A 19,534-nucleotide genomic window follows, 5' to 3' on the forward strand; every position below is an offset into this window, starting at 1 on the left:
TGGCCGGGTGTACAGTCCGAACCAAGCTCGAACAAAAGTTCGAACACGACCCCGGAGGCGGCAATGACGGTTGAGTACCAGCAGGTGAACAGCCTCGCGCACAGCGGGCACGGCGGGGCCGCGCGGCGGTCGCGCCCCCCGATGGGCCATGCCGCGCTCGACCTGATCGACCACGCGCGTTCGTGCCTGGCCGAGGCGGCGTCGGCGGAGCACGCCACGGACCGGTTCGCTGCTGCCCACCTGGCGGCGCTGCGGGCGGCTGCGGCGGTGCTGGCGGCGCGGGCGCGGCCGGTGGATGCCCGGCGTGGCCGTGGCCGGCGTGGTCACGGTCCGCGCAACGTGTGGGAGTTGCTGCCCGGGGTGGCGCCGGAGCTGGCCGAGTGGTCGGCGTTCTTCGGGTCCAACGCGGGCAAGCGGGCCGCGGCACAGGCCGGCCTGCCCGGGTCGGTGAGCCCGCGCGAGGCGGACGACCTGCTGCGCGAGGCCGACGCGTTCCTGGGGTTGGTGTGCGTCCTGCTCGGTCTGCCGTACCAGGAGCCGATCGACGGGCCGGTGGTCGCCTTGGTCAGAAGCCCGTCGTGATCGGGAAGCCTTGGGGCGGTTCCGGCGTTACAGATTCTGTCCTGTCTGTTCGATGTCGGGAGTTCTGCCATGGCTGACGGCAGCGATCTGTACGAGCTCATCGAGGCGCCGCCCGAACTGGAGTCGCCAGTACTGGTGTACTGGTTCGACGGCTTCATCGACGCCGGCCGTGCCGGCGGCGGGCTCGTCGATCACCTGCTCGCGACGTTCGAGACGGAGCTCGTGGCCCGGTTCAACGTCGATGAGCTGATCGACTACCGCGCCCGCCGGCCGGAGATGCGCTTCGCCGACGGCGCCTTCCAGGACTACGACGCTCCTGAGCTCACGCTGCGACTGGTCCGCGACGACGGCGGCTCGCCGTTCCTGCTGTTGTCCGGCCCGGAGCCCGACGTGCGGTGGGAGGCGTTCATCTCCGCCGTGACCGACCTCGTCGAGCGGTTGGGGGTCCGGCTGTCCATCGGGGTCCACGGCATCCCCAACCCAGTGCCGCACACGCGTCCGCTGAGCGTGCTCACACACGCCAACCGGCCCGGCCTGCTCGACGAGTCGGCGCTGGTCGACGTCGAGCTGCGGGTGCCGGGCAATGTCTCCTCCCTGCTGGAGTACCGGCTGGGCCAGTCCGGGCACGACGCCATCGGCCTGGTCGCCCGGGTCCCGCACTACCTCGCCGAGTCCGAGTACCCGCAGTCGTCGCTGACGCTGCTGCGGGCGCTGAGCGCTGCCACCGGGCTGCTGCTCCCGTCGGGCGAACTGGTCGAGGCGTCCCGCCGCACCGACGAACTGGTGCGCGAGCAGGTCGAGGGCAACGAGCAGGTCGCCCGGGTGGTGCATGCGCTGGAGAGCCAGTACGACGCGTTCGCCGGTAGCGAGTCGCGAGGCAGCCTGATCGCCGAGCAGCGCGCCGTGCCCAGCGCCGACGAGATCGGCGCCGAACTCGAGCAGTTCCTCGCAGACCTCGACGACGACCCGTCCGACGGCGGCGACGACACCCCGCGCGACGACGTCTGACCCGTCGCGCGCCCGCCGGCACGCCCTGCTCCGGCCGGTGTCCGCGGCAGTGGCACGCCGGCAATCCGGCGATCGGCCACGTGACCAGGGGTTCTTCCGCTCCACTGCGCCTGTATTCGTCGTAGAGCGACAGCAGCCCGGACGGTCCGCCGAGGCGCCGGGACGGGTGGGCGGTGATGTGTGACTTCGATGGCGGGTGGTTTGGTGGCGCTCTGGCCCCACCAAACCACCCGCCATCGCCGTGCTAGGTGGCCGCGGGCGGCAGCGGGGACGGTGTCGCCCGGCGGCGGGCCGGGGTCGCTGGGGCGGCGGGGCGCGGGAAAGATCAGGTGACCGATCGCGCCGAATTGCCGCGCCGAGGTCACCTGATCGTTTCGTGTCCACATGCTGGAGGCGATCAGGTGCCCGATCCGAGCTGTCGCGGGCGCTGTCGTCACCTGATCGCCGCCGCGCAACCGATCAGGCGACACATCGACGATCAGGTGACCCACCTCCGCCGACGACACCTCGCCGACCAACGGGAGCGGCTGCTGACCGCGCAGACACCGGTTCGCTGTCTAGATCTCAGCGGCCCTGGTCGTTCCGCACAGTCTCACCGTGGGTGTGAGTCACGTCGTGGGTGTGAGTGCGCCTTCCCTTGCGGCCCGGGTGTCGTGGCGGGACGCACTCAGGAGTCGTCGGGGCGGCGGCGCAGGCGCTTGAGCTGACCGTGCTGCTTCTTCCGGTTCACTCGCCGGGCCTTCGCCGACCGCGACGGTTTGGTGGGCCGGCGCCGTGGCGGGGGTGGCCGTAGCGCGTCCTCCAGCAGTCTCGCCAGCCGATCCATGGCCGCCTGCCGATTGCGCAGCTGCGAGCGGTGTTTTGAGGCGACGACCGTGAGTACGCCGTCGGCCAAGCGATGATCCAGCCGCTGTACGAGCCGGTCCCGGGCTGCCGGGCTCAGTGCCTGCGAGGCCAGGACGTCGAAGGAGAGCTCGACGCGGGAGTCGGTCGTGTTGACGCTCTGCCCGCCCGGGCCGCTGGACCGGGAGAAGCGCCAGCTGAGTTCGTCGTCGGGGATGACGATCGTTTCGCGCACTCGTACCGGGGCCACCACACCATTGTCTCGTCGGGCGTTCCCGTGGTCACGGCGCGGGCAGCCGAGACCGTGATTCAGCAAAGCGACAAAAGCCCCACATGGATCAATTGGGCCGTACACTCACACCGAGCGGCGAGTTGACCAGCGGCGACGGTCGGTGGCTGAGCTGCGGCCGGCCGCCTCGCCGCAGGGGAGGCCACCATGACGGAACCGTTGCGCCCCGACGCGCGTCCCGGCCGGCCGGTGCTGATGGTCGTCGAGCACGACGCTCTGCCCGATCGTCGCATCGGGGACCAGTTGCGCCGCCGATACGGGGCCGACTACGACGTGGTGGACGTGGGCTCCAGCGCTGACGGCCTCGCCCGGCTGCGGTCCCTGCGCGAATGGGACGCCCAGGTCGCGCTCGTGCTGTGCGATCGCGGCCCAGCCGGCGCGTGGCCGCGGGACCTGGCCAGCGCTTCGTCGGCGCCGCCGGACAGCGCCGACGAGGACTTCTTCGGCCAGGTCAGAACTCTCTACCCGGACGCCAAGCGCGCTCTCGTCGTCAATTGGGGAGCCTGGGCTGATCGCGCCACCGCCGACTCTATCCACCAGCTCGTCGCCCGCGGCGAGATCGACTACTACACGCTGCGTCCCTGGCGGTCGCCCGATGAGTTCTTCCATCGCACCGTCACGGAGTTCCTGCTCGAATGGGAGCGTGCCGTGTCCGCGGCTCCGCGCGAAGTGACCGTTGTCGGCGAGCGCTGGTCGGCGCGCGCTCACGAGCTGCGCAGCCTCCTGGTCCGCAACGGCGTCCCGCACACCTTCCACGCCAACGACACGCCGGCCGGCCGGGCCGCGCTGCGTACCGCCGGGCTGCCCGCCACGACGGCCGAACCGGTGGTGCTGCTTCGCGACGGCCGGGTCCTGGTCGATCCGACGAACGCACGCGTGGCCGACGCCTACGGGGTGAGCACGAGCCTCGGCGACGACACCGATTTCGACGTCATCGTGGTCGGCGCCGGGCCCGCCGGGCTGGCAGCGGCCGTCTACGCCTCGTCGGAAGGCTTGCGCACCCTCGTGGTCGAGCGGGAGGCGATCGGCGGGCAGGCCGGCTCCAGCTCGCTCATCCGCAACTACCTCGGGTTCGCCCGCGGCATCACCGGCGCCGACCTCGCCCAGCGGGCCTACCAGCAGGCGTGGGTGTTCGGCACGACGTTCCTGCTGATGCGGGAACTCGTCTCGCTCGACACCCAGGGCGGGTGGCACATCGTCACCGCCAACGACGGCGAACGTGCCCGGGCGCGGGCACTCGTGCTGGCGACCGGGGTCAGCTACCGGCGCATCGGCGTTCCCGCGCTCGAGGCGCTGGAGGGTGCCGGCGTGTTCTACGGCGCGTCGGTCGCCGAGGCGCGGGCGCTGTCGGGCGAGGACGTGTTCGTCGTCGGCGGCGGCAACTCCGCCGGTCAGGCGGCCATGCATCTGTCGCGCTACGCCCGGTCGGTGACCCTGCTGGTCCGTGGCACGTCGCTGGCGCAGAGCATGTCGCAGTACCTCATCGACTCCATCGACGCCGCCGGTATCCGGGTGCGCCTGGAGGCTGAGGTCGTCGACGGCGGCGGTGACGGCCGGCTCACGTGGATCGGCCTACGCGACCGGCGGACCGGCGAGACGCGGCACGAACCGGCCGGAGGGCTGTTCGTCCTCATCGGCGCTCAGCCGCACACCGACTGGCTGCCCGAGCGCATCGAACGCGACCAGTGGGGATACCTGTTCACCGGGCCGGATGTCATGGAGAGCCACGCGGCGCACCGCTGGCCGCTGGAGCGGCAGCCGCTGATGCTGGAGACCTGCGTGCCCGGCGTGTTCGCCGTCGGAGACGTGCGCCGCCGGTCGGTCAAGCGGGTCGCGTCGGCGGTGGGCGAAGGTTCGGTCGTCATCCAACAGGTGCACGAGGTGCTGTCGGAGAATCACCCGGCTGGGGAACGGCCGTGAGCCCGCGCCGCTGGGCGTTCGGCGTGCTGCTGTTGTCGGTGCCGCTGATCGGCCTCGTGGTGCTGATCGCGAGGCCGAGCTGGGACGTCACCTGGCAGCACCATCCTGCGCACTTCTGGCTGGTACTCGGCGCGGCCGCGTTGAGCACCGCGCTCGCCTACGCCACCGGGACCACGGCCCGCCGGCGCAACGACGCCCGGGTGTTCCTGGTGTCGTTGGCGTTTCTGTCGGCGGCCGGCTTCCTCGGCCTGCATGCGTTGGCGACGCCGGGGGTTCTGCTGGAGGGGCCGAACGCCGGCTTCGTGCTGGCGACTCCGGTCGGTCTGCTGGTGGCGGCCGGATTCGCGGCGGCGTCGGGCACCGAGCTGGCGGCCCGGCACGGTGCGGCGGTGATGCGCCGCGCATCGGTGCTGCGCGGGGCGGTGCTGGCGGTCATGCTGCTGTGGGGCGTGGTGTCGGTCGCGGGCGCCGGGCCGTTGGCCGACTCGGCACCGCCGGAGCGCGCCTCGGGCCCGTTGGTGTGGCTGGCGGTCGCCGGGATCTCCCTGTACGCGTTCGCTGTCGTGCGCTATCTGCGACTGCCCAGCCATCCCGGGTCGGTGACCTTGCTGACGGCCATGGCGGCGGCCTTCGTGCTGCTGGCGGAGGCGGAGCTGGCGGTGATCCTCGGGCGCAACTGGCACGCCAGCTGGTGGGAATGGCACCTGCTCATGCTGGCGGCGTTCGCCCTGGTGGCGGTGAGCGCGCATCGGCAGTGGCACGAGGAGCGGTTCGCCGGTCTGTACCTGGCCGACACCGCGCACGGCATGCGGGAGATCAGCGTCCTCTTCGCCGACCTGCAGGGCTTCACTTCGTTCTCGGAGCGGCACCGCCCGCAGGACGTCACGGCCATGCTGAACGAGTACTTCAGCACCGCCATCCCGCCGGTGGTCGAGCAGTACGGCGGAACGGTGGATCGTCTCGTCGGCGACGCGCTGATGGTGACGTTCAACCGCGCCGGCGACCAGCCCGACCACGCCGAACGGGCCGCCCGTGCGGCGCTGGCGATCCAGTCCGTCACCGCGACGGTCGCCGCCCGGCACCCGGACTGGCCGCGGTTCCGGGTCGGCGTCAACACCGGAGAGGTCGCCATCGGGCTGCTCGGCACCACAGGCGGCCGTACGTTCACCGTCATCGGCGACGCGGTCAACCTGGCCGCGCGGCTGGAGAGCGCGGCCCCCGTCGGCGGCGTGCTGATCGGCGGCTCGACGGCCCGGCTGTTGCCCGGAGCCCGTACCGAGCCCGTCGACGACCTGCGGGTGAAAGGAAAGGCCGAACCGGTGGAGGCCTACCGGCTGCTCGGGTTGTGACGACGCACCCCCGACGCTCCGGCCCGTGCGGGCGCGGAGCTAGGCTCGCAGGCGTGCGACGTGATGCTCTGCCGTTCTACCGCGTGATGGCCTACCTCACCGGTGTCGTCCTACTGCTGCTCTGCGTGGCGATGTTCGTCCGCTACGGCCCACCCGACGACGCGACCATGAGCCGCACCGTCTCACCGATCCACGGCTGGCTGTACGTCATTTACCTGGTCGCCACCGGCTTGCTGGTGAACCAGCGCGGTTGGAAGGCCAGTTGGGCGGTGCTCATCGCGCTGGCCGGCACGGTTCCGTTCGCGTCGTTCTTCGCCGAGCGCTTCGTCGTCAAGAAGGCGCGTGAGACGGAGCGGGTGCGCTGACGTCGTCGTCGGCGGCGTCGGCGTCCGTCTCGGCCCGGCGGGTGCGCACGGCCGAGCGCACGATCGACACCCAGAACACGATGGCCGCGATCGCGAACACCCACCACTGCGCCCAGTAGGACAGGTTCTGCCACGGGCTGACGTCGCGGATCGGTGCCACCGCGTCGACGTCGAGTGTCGCCGGTGCGGCGGGCGGCTGCGGCGACTCGTCCTGCAGCAGCAGGTACCCGTGCAGGGCATCGGCCGCGGGGACGGCGCCGCGCTGCTCCAGCTGGTCCGGCGCGACGTACGCCACCTGGCCCGGGTCGAGTACCTGGCCGGTGCGGACGGTGGCATGGTCCGGTGTCTCCGGCGGCAGCAGGAACCCGGTGACGGTGACCGGGCCCGACGGCACCTCGGTGGCCGGGTCGTCGGGCTCGAACACCCAGCCGCGCACGACCGGGACCACCATGCCGTCGTCGGTACGCAGCGGCGTGAGGACGAATGAGCCGAGGGTGTTGTCGTGGATGCGGCCCGGCACGAGCAGTTGTTGGTCGGCCAGGTAGACGCCCTCGGCGACGGCCTGCCGGTCCGCGCCCGCACCGAGTTCCGCGCCGGCGCGGGCCACCTCGGCCACCGGCACCGGGTCGCGGTCGCGGGTGTTGTGGCGGCCCTGGCTGTCCTCGTAGACGTTGAACTGCCACCACCCGAGCACGAGGCACCCGACGAGACCCGCGACGGCGACCGCGTGCAGGAGCAGCCACCGTGGCGTCAAGAGGAACCGGTACACACTCACACCGTAGCCGTCATCCCACGGCAGGCACGCGGCGGTGGCCGGCGGGGCAGGATCGCACATTTATGTCCGGATGGGCGATCCTGAACGGACGGGATGGACGGGTAGGCTTCCAACAGTCTGTTCGGGGGACGGGCATCCACCCTGGTGACGATCATGATGGAGAGAAATCGAGATGAGCCGACCGCACCCGCTGAGTGCCATGAAGGAGTGGGAGTGGTCGCAGAGCTGGGAAGAACAGCAGGAGATCGTCGATCGGCTGCAGGCCAGGCGCGGCACCTGGTTGCCCAACATCGTCGAGAGGCGGCGCTGGGGCGCGGTCCGGTGGACCTCGGGGCGTCCCAAGCACGCGGCCACCTCCGGCCAGGCCGTGCCGGAGACGTTCGCGGTGCTGCGCCCAGGTCTGACCGACCCCGAGTTGCGTGACCGGGTCTCCGACGCGCTCTACCAGCCGGCGCCGATGTTCCAGGTGGCCGGCTGGGGTATCCGCCGGCACCAGCTGATCGGTGCGATCCCCGGCGCCGTGGCCGGCGCCGTGCTGCTGGTGGTGCTGGCACTCCTGATGGGCCTGGGCCCCATCGGCGCGATCGTCGGCGCCCTGCTCGGCCTGGCGCTGGGTGGCGCCGGGGGCGCGATGGCCGGGCAGTACAAGTTCGACCGGGACCGCGCCGCCGTGGTCAAGGAGGGCGAGCGGGTGCGGGTGGTCACCGGCCGCTATGCGCCGACGTCGTGGTCGCGGCTCGTCGAGGCGACGACGGGCATGGAGGTCACCGCCGACGCCAGCACCGACAGCCAGACCTCCGAGGCAGTGCAGACGGCCCTGTGGGAGGCCGCCGGCCTGCTGCTGGGGTCGTCCGACCACACCGGCGTCGAGGTCCTGGCCGACGGCATGGAGCGGCTGGCCCAGGCACACCGCGGCATCGGCGGCGGCGGCCGCTGAGCTGAGCCCGCCGGTCCGATGTCACGACGGCCCGGCACCGGTCAGGCGTCAGCCGGTCCGCGGATGTCGAGCACGGTCTGGATGGTGTCCGCCTCCGCGGCCGGCTTGTCGTCGCGGTGGCGCAGCACCCGGGCGAACCGGAGAGCTACGCCCGCCGGGTAGCGCGGCGAGGTCTGGACACCGTCGAAGGCGACCTCGACCAGGAGCTCGGGGCGCACGTGGACGACCCACTGGTCGGTGGGCCCATCGGCCAGGGCGAGCAGCCGCTCGGTCTGCCACGTCAACATGGCGTCGGTGAGGCCCTTGAACGTCTTGCCCAGCATGACCCAGCCGCCGGGCGGGCCGTAGGCGCCGTCGGGGTCGCGCGCGCCGAGGTGCAGGTTGGACAGCCAGCCCTGCCGGCGCCCATGCCCCCACTCGGCGGCGAGGACGGCCAGGTCGAGGGTGTGCCGCGGCTTCACCTTCAGCCAGCCTGCGCCGCGGCGGCCCGCCTCGTACGGAACCTGCAGACCCTTGACGATGACGCCTTCGTGGCCGCGGGCGAGGGTGTCGTCGAAGAACGCGCGTGCGTGGTCGACGTCGGCTGTGACAGTACGGGGGATGCGCTGCTGGTCCGGCACCACCCGGGACAGCGCCGCCCACCGGGCCGGTGCCGGTTCGGCGATGAGATCGGCGCCGTCGAGGTGCAGGCAGTCGAAGACGAACAGCGACAGCGGCACCTTGGCCCGGGCGGCGGCGACGTCGACCCGGCTGCTGACCCGCGATGCGGTGCGCTGGAAGGGCAGCGGCCGGCCGGACGGGGCGAGCGCAATGGTCTCGCCGTCCAGCACGGCCGACGACACCGGCAGCTCCAGCGCCCATTCGACGATCTCGGGCACCTGCGCGGTGATGTCGTCGAGGGTGCGGCTGAACACCCGAACCTCGGAGCTCTGCCGGTGCACCTGCACCCGGACGCCGTCGACCTTCCACTCGACAGCGGCCTCGCCGGTGCGGGCCAGCGCCGCGGCGAGGTCGGTGGCCGGGGCGGCGAGCATGGGACGCAGCGGCGAGCCGACCGTCAGCCGGAACCGCGACAGCCCCGCCGGTCCCTCGGCCAGCACGGCCGCGGCGACCGGCACCAGCGCGCCGGCGAGCGTCACCGCACGGCGCACCTCGGCACCTGGGACGCCCGCGGCGACGGCGACGGCCTCGGTGAGGACGCCGTCGAGCGCGCCCTGGCGCAGCTCGCCGGTGACCAGGCCGGCCAGAAGCCGCTGCTCGGTCGCGGTGGCGCGAGCCAGCAGAGCCTGGAAGCGTTCGCGCCGCCGGGTGGTCGAGCCCTTGCCCTCCAGCGCCGCCAGCGCCGCGAACTCGGCGTCCACCTCGAGGACCTCGAGCGTCGGCGGGTGCGACGGCGGCGGAACCGACCGCAGTGCCGCGTAGCCGAGGCCGGTGCGCCGCTGCCGCAGCTCACCGGCGAGATAGCTGGCGACGACCTCGGCCTCGGCCGGCGCGGCCCGGCGCAGGCAGGCGGCCAGCAGATCGGTCTTCGCCAGCCGGCCGGACACCTCGGCGACCGCGGCGGAGGTGTCGGCGACATCGTTGAGGAGCACACCAGCAGTCTGCCCTCCGGCACCGACAAACACCCGCGGATGGGCGGAGACGAACGGGCGCCCCCAGAACACGCACCGAGTTCTGGGGGCGCCCCCGCGAGGACGACTCGTGGTGTCAGGTCCCCTGGGCGTCGCTCCCGAGGGTGACCTGCGCGGTCTGCTCCTGGCCATCACGCAGGTAGGTCAGAGTGATCTCGTCGCCCGGCCGGTACGAGCGCACCGCCGCGATCAGCGACGTGGCGTCGGTGACGATGCGGTCGTTGACCCGGGTCACGATGTCGCCTTCCTGCAGGCCGGCCTCCGCACCGGCGCTGCCGGAGTTCACCGAGGCGATCAGTGCGCCGCGGGTACCGTCCTGCGGGGTGCCCACGCCGACGCCGATCTGCGCGTGGGTGGCCTCCTGGCCGCTGCGGAGCTCCTCGATGATTGGCTTGGCCTGGTCGATCGGGATGGCGAAGCCGAGCCCGATGGAGCCGCTGCCGCCGTTCCCGGCGATGATCGCGCTGTTGATGCCGACCACCTCACCGTCCATGTTGACCAGCGGCCCGCCCGAGTTGCCCGGGTTGATCGGCGCGTCGGTCTGGACGGCGTCGAACACCGAGTTGACGCCGCCACCCTGCTGCTCGCCGCCGGCCGCGACCGGCCGCTGCAGCGCCGAGACGATGCCGCTGGTGACGGTGCCGTCCAGGCCGAGCGGCGAGCCGATCGCGACGACCTGCTCGCCGACCGCGAGCTCACCGGAGCTGCCGAGGGTCGCGGGGGTGAGGTCGGAGACGTCCTGGGCACGGATCACCGCGAGGTCGGTGAGCGGGTCGGTGCCGACGACCTCCGCGTCGGCCGTCGTGCCGTCGGCGAACGTCACCTGGACCGTGCCGTTCTGGCCGGCGCCTTCGACCACGTGGTTGTTGGTGAGGATCTCCCCGTCGGAGGAGATGACGATGCCGGTGCCGCCGGACTGCCCGAACTGGCTCTGGACCGCGATCGACACCACGCTGGGCAGCACCTGGTCGGCGACCGCCTGCACGCCGGTGCCGTCCGAGGTCTGGCTGGCCGAGCCCTCGCCCCCGGTGTTGCCGGAGCCCAGGTCGCTGCGGGTGACCGGTGCCGCGGTCTCGTCGTCGTCGTTCAGGTAGGTCGCGACCCCGGCGCCCGCCGCGCCGCCGAGAACAGCGCCCAGCGCAACGCCGGCGAGGAGCATCGGAGCGCGGCGGCGCTTGGGCTCTGCCGGCGGCTGGCCGGTGTACGGATCGTGCGGCGGCGGCTGCGTCCCGAACACCGACGTCGACGGCTGCTCGGCGGTGGAGGCGCCGGCCGGAGCGGAGCCGTACGCAGTGGCGCCGAGCGGGGTCGAGCCCTGTGGTGTGGACCAGCCCGTGGAGGCGCCCGTCGTGGGGGCGCCGGCGGCCGTGGGTGCGTGGGAGGTCGCGTCGGGCCGGCCCGCGGGAGGCGGCGGCACCGGCGCCGTCGGCAGCGTCGACGTCTGCGAACGCTGCGGTTCGTCTGGGTTACGGGTCACGTCGTCCATGGCTCAACGGTGCCCCCACTGACTGAGAGCATGCTGAGATTCAGTCAAGAGCAACCGAAGAAGCCACCGGCAGGCGCATCGTCAGCCGGGCGCCGCCGGATGGACCCCGGCCGGCCTCGACGGACCCGCCGTGCCGCTCCGCCGCCGCCTTGACGATCGCCAGCCCGAGCCCGGACCCAGGCAGCCCACGCGCCTCCGACGAGCGGTAGAAGCGGTCGAAGACCCTGGTCAGATCCTGCTCGGCGATACCCGGGCCCTCGTCGAACACGTCGAGTACGCCGTCGCGGAGGGTGACGGTGACGGTACCTTGCGGCGGGCTGAACTTGGCGGCGTTGTCGAGCAGGTTCGTCGCCGCCCGGCCGAGCTGGGTGGCGTCGCCGTCGACGGGGCAGCTGTGCAGGTCGGCCGAGAACGTCAGACCGGGAGCGCGCCGTCGTACCCGGCCCAGTGCGTCGCGGACGACGTCGGCGAAGTCCAGCCGTTCGCGGGACGCGGCTGGTGGGTCCTCGCGAGACAGCTCGACCAGGTCGCCCACCAGCTGGGACAGCTCCACCGCCTGGGCGCGGGTGTCGTTGATGAGCTGGGTTCGGTCAGCCGGGGCCAGCCCGCCGCTGGCCTCGCTCTGTGCCAACAGGTCCAGGTTGGTGCGCATGCTGGTCAGCGGGGTACGCAGCTCGTGTCCCGCGTCGGCCACCAGCCGTGACTGCCGCAGCCGGGCCTCCCGGAGTGCGGCGAGCATCGCATTGAAGGAGTCGGCGAGCCGGGCGATCTCGTCGTTGCTGCCGGTGACCTCGATGGGCTCGAGCTGGCCGGTCGCAGCGACGTGTTCGGCGGCATCGGTGAGCTGCCGGACCGGGCGCAGGCCTGCCCGGGCGATGGACAAGCCCGCCCAGGTGGCGAGGACGATGCCGGCGCCACCGGCCAGGAACGACGCCAGCCGCAGCCGATCCAGCACCTGTTCGGTCTGTGCGGTCGGCTGCGCCAGCACCAGCGCGAACTGCCGCCCGGCGGGGTCGCGCCCGGCCGGGACGGCCACCACGCGGTACGGCTCGCCGTCCAGGTCGAGGGAACGGACGCTCTGCGGCACGGTGCCCTCGGCGACCTCCAGTTCGTCGCGGCCCATGGGCGGAGTGCTGCGGTCGTCGGCGGCGAACGGACGTCCGTCGGCGCGCAGCAGGGCGATCTTCAGGTCCGCGGCCAGGAACGCCTCGGCCGGCTGCTGGACCAGCTGAGCGGGATCGCCGAACGGCGTCGACACCGCCTGCCGGGCGCGGTCGAGCAGGCTGGAGTCGACACTCCCGCGCAGCTGGGAGGCCACCGTCAGGTAGGCGGCGAGCGCGGTGAGCGTTACGGCCAGGCCCACCCCGAGCGCTGCCAGCGCACCGATGCGCGCTCGTAGCGAGAGCCGGGTGGCGAAGCCCGGAATCGCCGGGCCGGGCGGGGGCGGTGGGGCGCCGTCGGCGGCTCCGGTCGCGACGTCTGGGGCGGGCTCGTCGGGCGGGGTGTCGCCGGGACGGTTGGTGTCGGCGGTGTCCGGGCCGGGTGGTACCCGCGGCGGCGTGGGCACGCCGTGGCGCCGGCTGTCAGCGGGACCGGAAGCGGTACCGGTGTCGGCCTGGTCGGACGGGCCCCGCCAGGAGCTGGGGGCGCCACTCACGGCGGATCCTCCCGGGCGACGTAGCCGACGCCGCGAACGGTGTGCAGGAGCCGCGGCTCGCCCTGTTCCTCGGTCTTGCGCCGCAGGTAGCCGACGTAGACCTCCAGCGAGTTGGCCGTGGTCGGGAAGTCGTAGCCCCAGACTTCCTCGAGGATGCGGTCGCGGGTGAGCACCTGCCGTGGGTGCCGCAGCAGCAGTTCCAGCAAGGCGAACTCGGTGCGGGTGAGCCGGATGGGCCGGTCGCCGCGGGTGACGTCGCGGGTGACGGGGTCCAGCGTGAGGTCGCCCATGCGCAGTTGCCGCGACTCGACCGCGTCGGTGGCGGGCGCGGTGCGGCGCAGCAGCGCACGCAACCGGGCCAGCAGTTCCTCGAGGGCGAACGGTTTCGGCAGGTAGTCGTCCGCGCCGGCGTCCAGGCCGGACACCCGGTCGGAGACCTCGTCACGGGCCGTGAGCATGAGGATGGGCAGGTCGTTGCCGGCGGCGCGCAGCGCGCGGCAGGTGGCCAGGCCGTCGAGGCGGGGCATCATGATGTCCAGCACCATCGCGTCCGGCGGATCGGCCGTCACCGCCCGCAGCGCTTCCTCGCCGTCGGTCGCCAGCTGCACGTCGTAGCCGTTGAACGCCAGCGACCGGCGCAACGACTCGCGCACTCCCGGGTCGTCGTCGACGACAAGTACTCGCATGTCCTCCAGTCTGCCCGTCCGAGGTGAGAATCGCCTGAGACTGCCCGTCGTCCTGTCGAGGCCCCTCAAGCGTTGATCTTGGACTTGTTCGGGCATCTGCCGGACATTCCGCCTCGCATCGGCCGAACAACTCCGAGATCAACGTTTGCACCGGCGACGGTGTCAGGTCGCGAGCGGGTCTTCGATCACGGGTGCCGGCGCGGGGGAGAGGGCGGGGTCGTCGGCGGCGAACGTGCGCACCGGGCCGGGCGGCGTGTCGGCGGTCTCGAAGCGGACGGTGACGCGGCCCAGACCGCTGCCCCAGACCCAGCCCGGGCCGTGCTCGTCGTGCACGACGTCCATGCCGGCCGCCCAGCGGCGCCGCTCGTGCAGGAGTTCCTCGACGGCGCCGGCCGGCCCGGTGAGTGGCAGGTCGTCCGCCGGCGAGGCCGCATCCGGCGCCGCCGGCGCAACCGCTGGATCGGCGGCGAACAGGTCGTCCTGCACCCAGTCCGACAGCCCTGACACGCCGACGCCGAGCAGCCGGACGCCGCCGGTGGTGTCGATCTCGTCCAGCAGGCGCACGGCGACCCGGGAGACGACCCGGACGTCGTCGGTGGGTGCGGGCAGCGTGGCCGAGCGGGACAGCGTCGTGAAGTCGTGCAGGCGGGTCTTGAGGGTGATGGTGCGCCCGGACAGCCCGGCATCGGTGAGCCGCCCGACCACCTTCTCGGCCAGCCGCGCCACCAGCGCCGCGAGCAGGCTCGGGTCGGTGATGTCGCGGTCGAAGGTGTCCTCGACGCTGACGGACTTGGACTCGCGCTCGGCATTGACCGGCCGGTCGTCCTGCGCCAGGGACAGCCGGTGCAGTGACCTCCCGTGGGACTCGCCGAGCAGGTCGACGAGGTCGATCTCGGCGATGCGGGCGAGATCGCCGACGGTCTTGACACCCAGCCGGGTGAGCCGGGCCGCCGTGGCCGGACCGACCCCGGGCAACGCGCGCACCGGCAGCGGATGCAGCACGTCGAGCTCGGAGCCGGGTTCGACGACCACCAGGCCGTCGGGTTTGGCCCGCTCCGACGCGATCTTGGCCATGAGCTTGGAGCTGGCCACGCCCACGCTAGCCGTCACGGCCGTGCGTTCGTGGATGCGCGCTCGCAAGGACGACGCCAGCTCGCGCACCGCGTCGGGGTCGTCGCCGGCGAGCGCCCCGGCGGCCAGGTCGACGTAGGCCTCGTCCAGCGAGAGCGGCTCGACCACGGGAGATGCCTCCTTCAGCGTGGCCATGACCACAGCGCTGACCGCCCGGTAGACGCCGAACCGGCCGCTGAGGTACGCCGCGTGCGGGCAGCGAGAGCGCGCCTCGCTCATGGACATCGCCGAGCGCACGCCGGACCGGCGGGCTTCGTAGGACGCCGTCGACACCACGCCGCGGGGCCCGAGGCCGCCGACGATGACGGGCCGGCCGCGCAGCGACGGCTTGTCGCGTTGCTCGACCGAGGCGAAGAACGCGTCCAGGTCGAGGTGGAGGACGCGCATGTTCAGATCGTGCCACCGCCCGAGGCACGCTTCTACGCCGAGGGCGCGTGTGACGTCCGAGGCATGCTTCTACGCCGAGGGCGCGTGTGACGTCCGAGGCATGCTTCTACGCCGAGGGCGCGTGTAGTGGTCTGTGACGGCCGAGGCTGCGGTAGCGTTGCGCCGCGACCTGGAGAACGGGTGTGCAGTGGAGGAGGACCCGATGACCGCGATCGTCGTGGGCTACGTGCCCAAGGCCGAGGGCCGCGCGGCGCTGCGGCGGGCAGCCGAGGAGGCCAAGCTGCGCGGTGCGCGTCTCATCGTCGTGAACTCTTCCCGGGGTGGGCGCGAGTTCGACGAGGACGACGCGGTCCGCGCCGACGCCGAGCTCGCCGACGTCAGTAGGCAGCTGAAGGAGGCCGGCATCGAGGCGCAGGTGCGTCAGCTGGTCCGGGGCATGGACGTCGCGGAGGATCTCATCGCGGTGGCCGAGGAGAACTCGGCCGACTTCATCGTCATCGGTCTGCGGCGGCGCAGCCCGGTCGGAAAGCTGATCTTGGGGAGCAATGCCCAGCGTATTCTGTTGGACGCACCGTGCCCTGTCTTGGCGGTCAAGGCAGAGGACGTGGACTGATCGAAAGGTGTCCCGATCGTGACCACGCTGTATCTGGCAGGTGACCCCGAGGCTGACGAGATCCTCGCCCGAGACCCGTTCGCCCTCCTCGTCGGCATGCTGCTGGACCAGCAGGTGCCCATGGAGAAGGCGTTCTCCGGCCCGTCGGTGATCGCGTCGAGGCTGGGCGCCACGTCGCTGGACCCTGCGGCCATCGCCGCGCACGACCCCGAGCAGTTCGCCGAACTGGTCTCGCGCACCCCAGCCGTGCATCGGTTCCCCGGCTCCATGGCCGGGCGGATCCAGAAGGTGGCCGCCTTCGTCGCCGAACGCTACGACAACGACGCCGCCGCCATCTGGTCCGACGCCGGCACCGGCGCCGAGCTGCTCAAGCGGCTCAAGGCGCTGCCGGGGTTCGGCGAGCAGAAGGCGAAGATCATGGTGGCGCTGCTGGGCAAGCAGTTCGGCGTCCAGCCGGAGGGCTGGCGCGAGGCCGCCGGCGCATACGGCGAGGAAGGCTCCACCCGCTCGGTGGCCGACGTCGTCGACGCGGAGTCGCTGGCCCGGGTCCGAGCCACGAAGCGCGAGCTCAAGCGCGCGGCGAAGGCCTGAGCGCACGATGCGCCCGGCGGACGCCCAGCGCTTGCTCGGTGCGCTGGCCGGCGTCGACGCGCCGGTGGGATTCGCCGTCTTCGACGAGCAGCATCGCTACCTGGCCATCAACGCCGCGCTGGCCGAGCGGTCAGGCAAGGGCATCGCCGACCACCTCGGCCGCACGCCCGCCGAGGTCCTGCCGCCGGAGCTGGCCAGCCACACCGACGAGATGATCGAGCGGGTACTGCGCACCGGCGAGTCGGTGGAGGCCGACGAGCCCGCCGTGTCCGGCCGCACGGACACCTATCACCTGCATTCGTCGTGGTACCTGGTCGACGAAGGCCGTGGCCGCGAGGTGGCCATGTTCGTCGTCGACGACACGTCCCACCAGCGCGCCATCTCCTCGCTGCGGCGCAGCCGGGCGCGCAACGCCCGGTTGCTGGAGGTCTCCGACGCTTTCTCGCGGGCAGTGACGGTGCGCGAGGTCGCCGACGCCGTCGCCGAGATCGGCCGCCGCAACGTCCAGGCGTACCGGACCGCCGTCACGCTGATCGGCGGGCACGGGCGTCCGTACCCGCTGACCACCGGTGTCGCCGACGGCGAGGGCGTGGCGGTGTGGCCGCACGACTCCGTGACGCCCACGGCCGAGGTGCTGCGCAGCGGCTGGCCGATGTTCCTGGGCAGCCGCGAGCGCGCTCGGGCCGCCGCGCTGCCCACTCCGGGCGAGTCCGCGTTCGACGAGTTCCTCGGCCGCACCGACGAGCGCGCCTGGGCGGTGCTGCCGCTGGCCGGCGAGGACGGCTGCGTCGGCGCCGTGCGCTTCTCCTTCGCCGATGAGCAGGAGTTCGACTCCGACCTGTGCCGGTTCCTGCGCGCCGTAGCGCAGCAGTGCTCGCTGGCCTTCGCGCGGGCCCGGCTGTTCGAGCGGGAGCGCACCGCTGCCGCCTCCCTCAGCCAGGGACTGATGCCCAGCCGGCTGCCGACGGTGTCCGGTATCGAGCTGGCCGCCCGCAGCCGCTCCGACGAGCACTCCGTCGGCGGCGACTGGTACGACGCGTTCGTCATGACCGAGGGCGAGCTGGCCATCGTCGTCGGCGACGTCATGGGTCACGGGGTCACCGCCGCGAGCACCATGGGCCAGATGCGCGCCGCACTGCGGGCGCTGGCGCTCACCGACCCCGACCCGGCGGCGGTCCTCGGCGGCCTGGACAGGCTCGTCGAGCGGGACGACACCGTCGAGATGGTCACCGTCGTGTACGCGCTGGTCGACCCCGCCCGCGGCAGTGTCCGGGTGGGCGACGCCGGCCATCTGCCGCTGATCCGGCTGCCCGAGCTGGGCGCCGTCGAGCTGGTGGACGCCGGCGCGGGCACCACGCCGATCGGGGTCACGGAGCCGCGCGGCACCCAGTCGGTGCGTTTGTGGCCCGGCGACGTCCTCATCGCGTTCACCGACGGCCTGATCGAGACACGCACCCGGTCGCTGGAGGAAGGCTTCGCCCAGCTGCTGCGATGCCTCGAGGACCTGCGCGGGTCACCCCTGGAAGAGCTGCTCGACTCCGTGGTCGACCGGATGAGCGTGGAGAGTTCCACCGACGATCTGACGGTTCTCGCGCTGCGGTGGGCGGGGTGATGAGTCTAGGCTAGGCCGATCGGTGATAATCGGTCCGCGAGTCGCCAGTTCTCGGGATGAACGGGAAGCGATCGCTGTGTCAGAATGTTGTGTTGCTGCCGCGGCTTCGTGCCCTGAGCTGTCCCCAAGCAAGAGACGTCGAGAGGTCGTACGTGTCGTCGAGCCCGTCCAGCACCAAGCACGCCCGGATCCTCGAGCTCCCGCCGGTTCAGGAGCTCGTGTCCCAGGGACGGAAATCGGGCTCAGTCACCGCGGAAGATGTGCGGTTGGCCTGCGGGGCCGCCAACCTGGCGATGAAAGAGAGCCGCTTCGTTGTCGAGCATTTGAAGTCGACCGGTATTACCGTCGAGGTAGCAGCCGCGGACTCGCGCAGTCCGCGCAAGCGTGTCGCTGCCGCCACGTCGACGCGGTCGAGAACGGTAGCGACGGCTGCAGCGAAGAAGTCCGTGCCGGCGGCCAAGAAGGGCGATGAACCTGTGAAAACGGCGGTGAAGAAGGCGAGCACCGAGGTCGGGGCGGACGACGCCAGCTTGACGGAGGCAGCCGAGACGGCGGCCCCGAAGGCGACTCGTTCTCGCAAGAAGGCCGCGAAGGCCACCCCTGGCCAGCCAGGCGGCGAGCAAGGCGTACCCCGCCCGGACGGCGAGCCCGACCCGAAGGAGCTCGCCGCCGAGGAGGCCCGCAGCGAGGACGAGGGCTTCATCCTGTCCGAGGACGACGACACCGACGAGCCCGAACAGCAGGTCGCCGTCGCCGGTGCCACCGCCGACCCGGTCAAGGACTACCTGAAGCAGATCGGCAAGGTCCCGCTGCTGAACGCCGGCGAGGAGGTCGAGCTCGCCAAGCGCATCGAGGCCGGCCTGTTCGCCGAGGAGAAGCTGGCCACCGAGACCGACAGCATGCCGGCCAAGCTGCGCAGCGAGATGGAGTGGATCGCCGAGGACGGCCGCCGGGCCAAGAACCACCTGCTCGAGGCCAACCTGCGCCTCGTGGTGTCGCTGGCCAAGCGCTACACCGGCCGCGGCATGCTCTTCCTCGACCTCATCCAGGAGGGCAACCTCGGCCTGATCCGTGCGGTCGAGAAGTTCGACTACACCAAGGGCTTCAAGTTCTCCACCTACGCCACCTGGTGGATCCGGCAGGCCATCACCCGCGCCATGGCCGACCAGGCCCGCACCATCCGCATCCCGGTGCACATGGTCGAGGTCATCAACAAGCTCGCCCGGGTGCAGCGGCAGATGCTGCAGGACCTCGGCCGCGAGCCCACTCCGGAAGAGCTGGCCACCGAGCTGGACATGACCCCGGAGAAGGTGGTCGAGGTCCAGAAGTACGGCCGCGAGCCCATCTCGCTGCACACCCCGCTCGGCGAGGACGGCGACAGCGAGTTCGGTGACCTCATCGAGGACTCCGAGGCGATCGTGCCGGCCGAGGCCGTCTCGTTCACGCTCCTGCAGGAGCAGCTGCACGCGGTGCTCGACACGCTGTCCGAGCGCGAAGCGGGCGTCGTCTCGATGCGGTTCGGCCTCACCGACGGCCAGCCGAAGACGCTGGACGAGATCGGCAAGGTCTACGGCGTCACCCGTGAGCGGATCCGGCAGATCGAGTCGAAGACGATGTCGAAGCTGCGCCACCCGTCCCGGTCGCAGGTCTTGCGCGACTACCTGGACTGACG

17 protein-coding genes are annotated in these 19,534 nt (G+C 72.1%); 10 read left to right on the forward strand and 7 right to left on the reverse strand.

From position 1 onward, the window contains the following. The first annotated feature begins 63 nt into the window (after positions 1–63). Together JIAGA_RS29385 and JIAGA_RS0112370 are read left to right on the forward strand one after the other, a co-directional pair. The gene (locus JIAGA_RS29385; RefSeq protein ID WP_211239627.1) at positions 64–582 is read left to right on the forward strand and encodes an SAV_6107 family HEPN domain-containing protein; all 519 of its coding nucleotides are present in this window, start codon (positions 64–66) and stop codon (positions 580–582) included. Positions 583–651: 69 nt separating this feature from the next. Then, positions 652–1,590: a proteasome assembly chaperone family protein gene (locus JIAGA_RS0112370; RefSeq protein WP_026875903.1), complete on the forward strand. Its 939-nt coding sequence runs from the start codon at positions 652–654 to the stop codon at positions 1,588–1,590. A 667-nt stretch (positions 1,591–2,257) separates the two neighbouring features. Here the strand turns inward: JIAGA_RS0112370 and arfB are convergent. Beyond that, positions 2,258–2,686: an alternative ribosome rescue aminoacyl-tRNA hydrolase ArfB gene (gene arfB, locus JIAGA_RS0112375; protein ID WP_026875904.1), complete on the reverse strand. Its 429-nt coding sequence runs from the start codon at positions 2,684–2,686 to the stop codon at positions 2,258–2,260. A gap of 183 nt (positions 2,687–2,869) precedes the next feature. Here arfB and JIAGA_RS0112380 point away from each other — a divergent pair, with 183 nt between their 5' ends. From JIAGA_RS0112380 to JIAGA_RS0112390, 3 genes are read left to right on the forward strand one after another with little or no spacing between them, the layout of a single operon-like run. Continuing rightward, entirely contained in the window at positions 2,870–4,642 is a 1,773-nt protein-coding gene (locus tag JIAGA_RS0112380) for an NAD(P)/FAD-dependent oxidoreductase (RefSeq protein ID WP_051426011.1), read from the forward strand. Then, positions 4,639–5,991, forward strand: coding sequence for an adenylate/guanylate cyclase domain-containing protein (locus JIAGA_RS0112385; RefSeq protein WP_026875906.1), 1,353 nt, complete (start codon positions 4,639–4,641; stop codon positions 5,989–5,991). Before JIAGA_RS0112380 ends, JIAGA_RS0112385 begins: the two co-directional genes overlap by 4 nt. A gap of 53 nt (positions 5,992–6,044) precedes the next feature. Further along, complete coding sequence (locus JIAGA_RS0112390; protein ID WP_026875907.1) at positions 6,045–6,356, forward strand: DUF3817 domain-containing protein; 312 nt, start codon at positions 6,045–6,047, stop codon at positions 6,354–6,356. On the opposite strand, the gene JIAGA_RS33090 is transcribed toward JIAGA_RS0112390, so the two are convergent. After that, positions 6,322–7,125 carry an SURF1 family protein gene (locus tag JIAGA_RS33090; RefSeq protein WP_169738860.1) on the reverse strand — a complete coding sequence of 268 codons (804 nt, stop codon included), beginning with the start codon at positions 7,123–7,125 and terminating at the stop codon, positions 6,322–6,324. The genes JIAGA_RS0112390 and JIAGA_RS33090 overlap by 35 nt on opposite strands. A gap of 178 nt (positions 7,126–7,303) precedes the next feature. Between JIAGA_RS33090 and JIAGA_RS0112400 the strand changes: the two genes are divergently transcribed. Further along, a complete protein-coding gene (locus JIAGA_RS0112400; protein ID WP_157553069.1) occupies positions 7,304–8,068 on the forward strand; it encodes a hypothetical protein in 765 nt (254 codons plus the stop codon). A gap of 41 nt (positions 8,069–8,109) precedes the next feature. On the opposite strand, the gene JIAGA_RS0112405 is transcribed toward JIAGA_RS0112400, so the two are convergent. The 5 genes from JIAGA_RS0112405 to JIAGA_RS0112425 form a co-directional block, all read right to left on the reverse strand. Then, entirely contained in the window at positions 8,110–9,660 is a 1,551-nt protein-coding gene (locus tag JIAGA_RS0112405; RefSeq protein ID WP_026875909.1) for an ATP-dependent DNA ligase, read from the reverse strand. Positions 9,661–9,775: 115 nt separating this feature from the next. Next, positions 9,776–11,185: a S1C family serine protease gene (locus tag JIAGA_RS29395; protein ID WP_211239629.1), complete on the reverse strand. Its 1,410-nt coding sequence runs from the start codon at positions 11,183–11,185 to the stop codon at positions 9,776–9,778. Between the two features lie 40 nt (positions 11,186–11,225). Continuing rightward, the gene (locus JIAGA_RS29400; RefSeq protein WP_211239630.1) at positions 11,226–12,842 is read right to left on the reverse strand and encodes a sensor histidine kinase; all 1,617 of its coding nucleotides are present in this window, start codon (positions 12,840–12,842) and stop codon (positions 11,226–11,228) included. Then, positions 12,839–13,528 carry a response regulator transcription factor gene (locus tag JIAGA_RS0112420; protein WP_026875910.1) on the reverse strand — a complete coding sequence of 230 codons (690 nt, stop codon included), beginning with the start codon at positions 13,526–13,528 and terminating at the stop codon, positions 12,839–12,841. Before JIAGA_RS0112420 ends, JIAGA_RS29400 begins: the two co-directional genes overlap by 4 nt. 162 nt (positions 13,529–13,690) lie before the next feature. Next, on the reverse strand, positions 13,691–15,046 hold the full coding sequence (locus JIAGA_RS0112425) for a DNA polymerase IV (RefSeq protein WP_035812467.1): 1,356 nt from the start codon (positions 15,044–15,046) through the stop codon (positions 13,691–13,693). A gap of 202 nt (positions 15,047–15,248) precedes the next feature. Here JIAGA_RS0112425 and JIAGA_RS0112430 point away from each other — a divergent pair, with 202 nt between their 5' ends. From JIAGA_RS0112430 to JIAGA_RS0112445, 4 genes are all read left to right on the forward strand, one after another. Continuing rightward, entirely contained in the window at positions 15,249–15,659 is a 411-nt protein-coding gene (locus tag JIAGA_RS0112430; RefSeq protein ID WP_026875912.1) for a universal stress protein, read from the forward strand. Between the two features lie 15 nt (positions 15,660–15,674). Beyond that, complete coding sequence (locus JIAGA_RS0112435; RefSeq protein WP_157553072.1) at positions 15,675–16,250, forward strand: HhH-GPD-type base excision DNA repair protein; 576 nt, start codon at positions 15,675–15,677, stop codon at positions 16,248–16,250. Positions 16,251–16,257: 7 nt separating this feature from the next. Continuing rightward, positions 16,258–17,862: a SpoIIE family protein phosphatase gene (locus JIAGA_RS29405; protein ID WP_051426014.1), complete on the forward strand. Its 1,605-nt coding sequence runs from the start codon at positions 16,258–16,260 to the stop codon at positions 17,860–17,862. A gap of 152 nt (positions 17,863–18,014) precedes the next feature. Beyond that, on the forward strand, positions 18,015–19,532 hold the full coding sequence (locus JIAGA_RS0112445) for an RNA polymerase sigma factor (RefSeq protein ID WP_026875914.1): 1,518 nt from the start codon (positions 18,015–18,017) through the stop codon (positions 19,530–19,532). Positions 19,533–19,534: the final 2 nt, after the last annotated feature.

Origin of the sequence: Jiangella gansuensis DSM 44835 (assembly GCF_000515395.1) — a bacterium.
In the GTDB taxonomy this organism is placed as follows: domain Bacteria; phylum Actinomycetota; class Actinomycetes; order Jiangellales; family Jiangellaceae; genus Jiangella; species Jiangella gansuensis.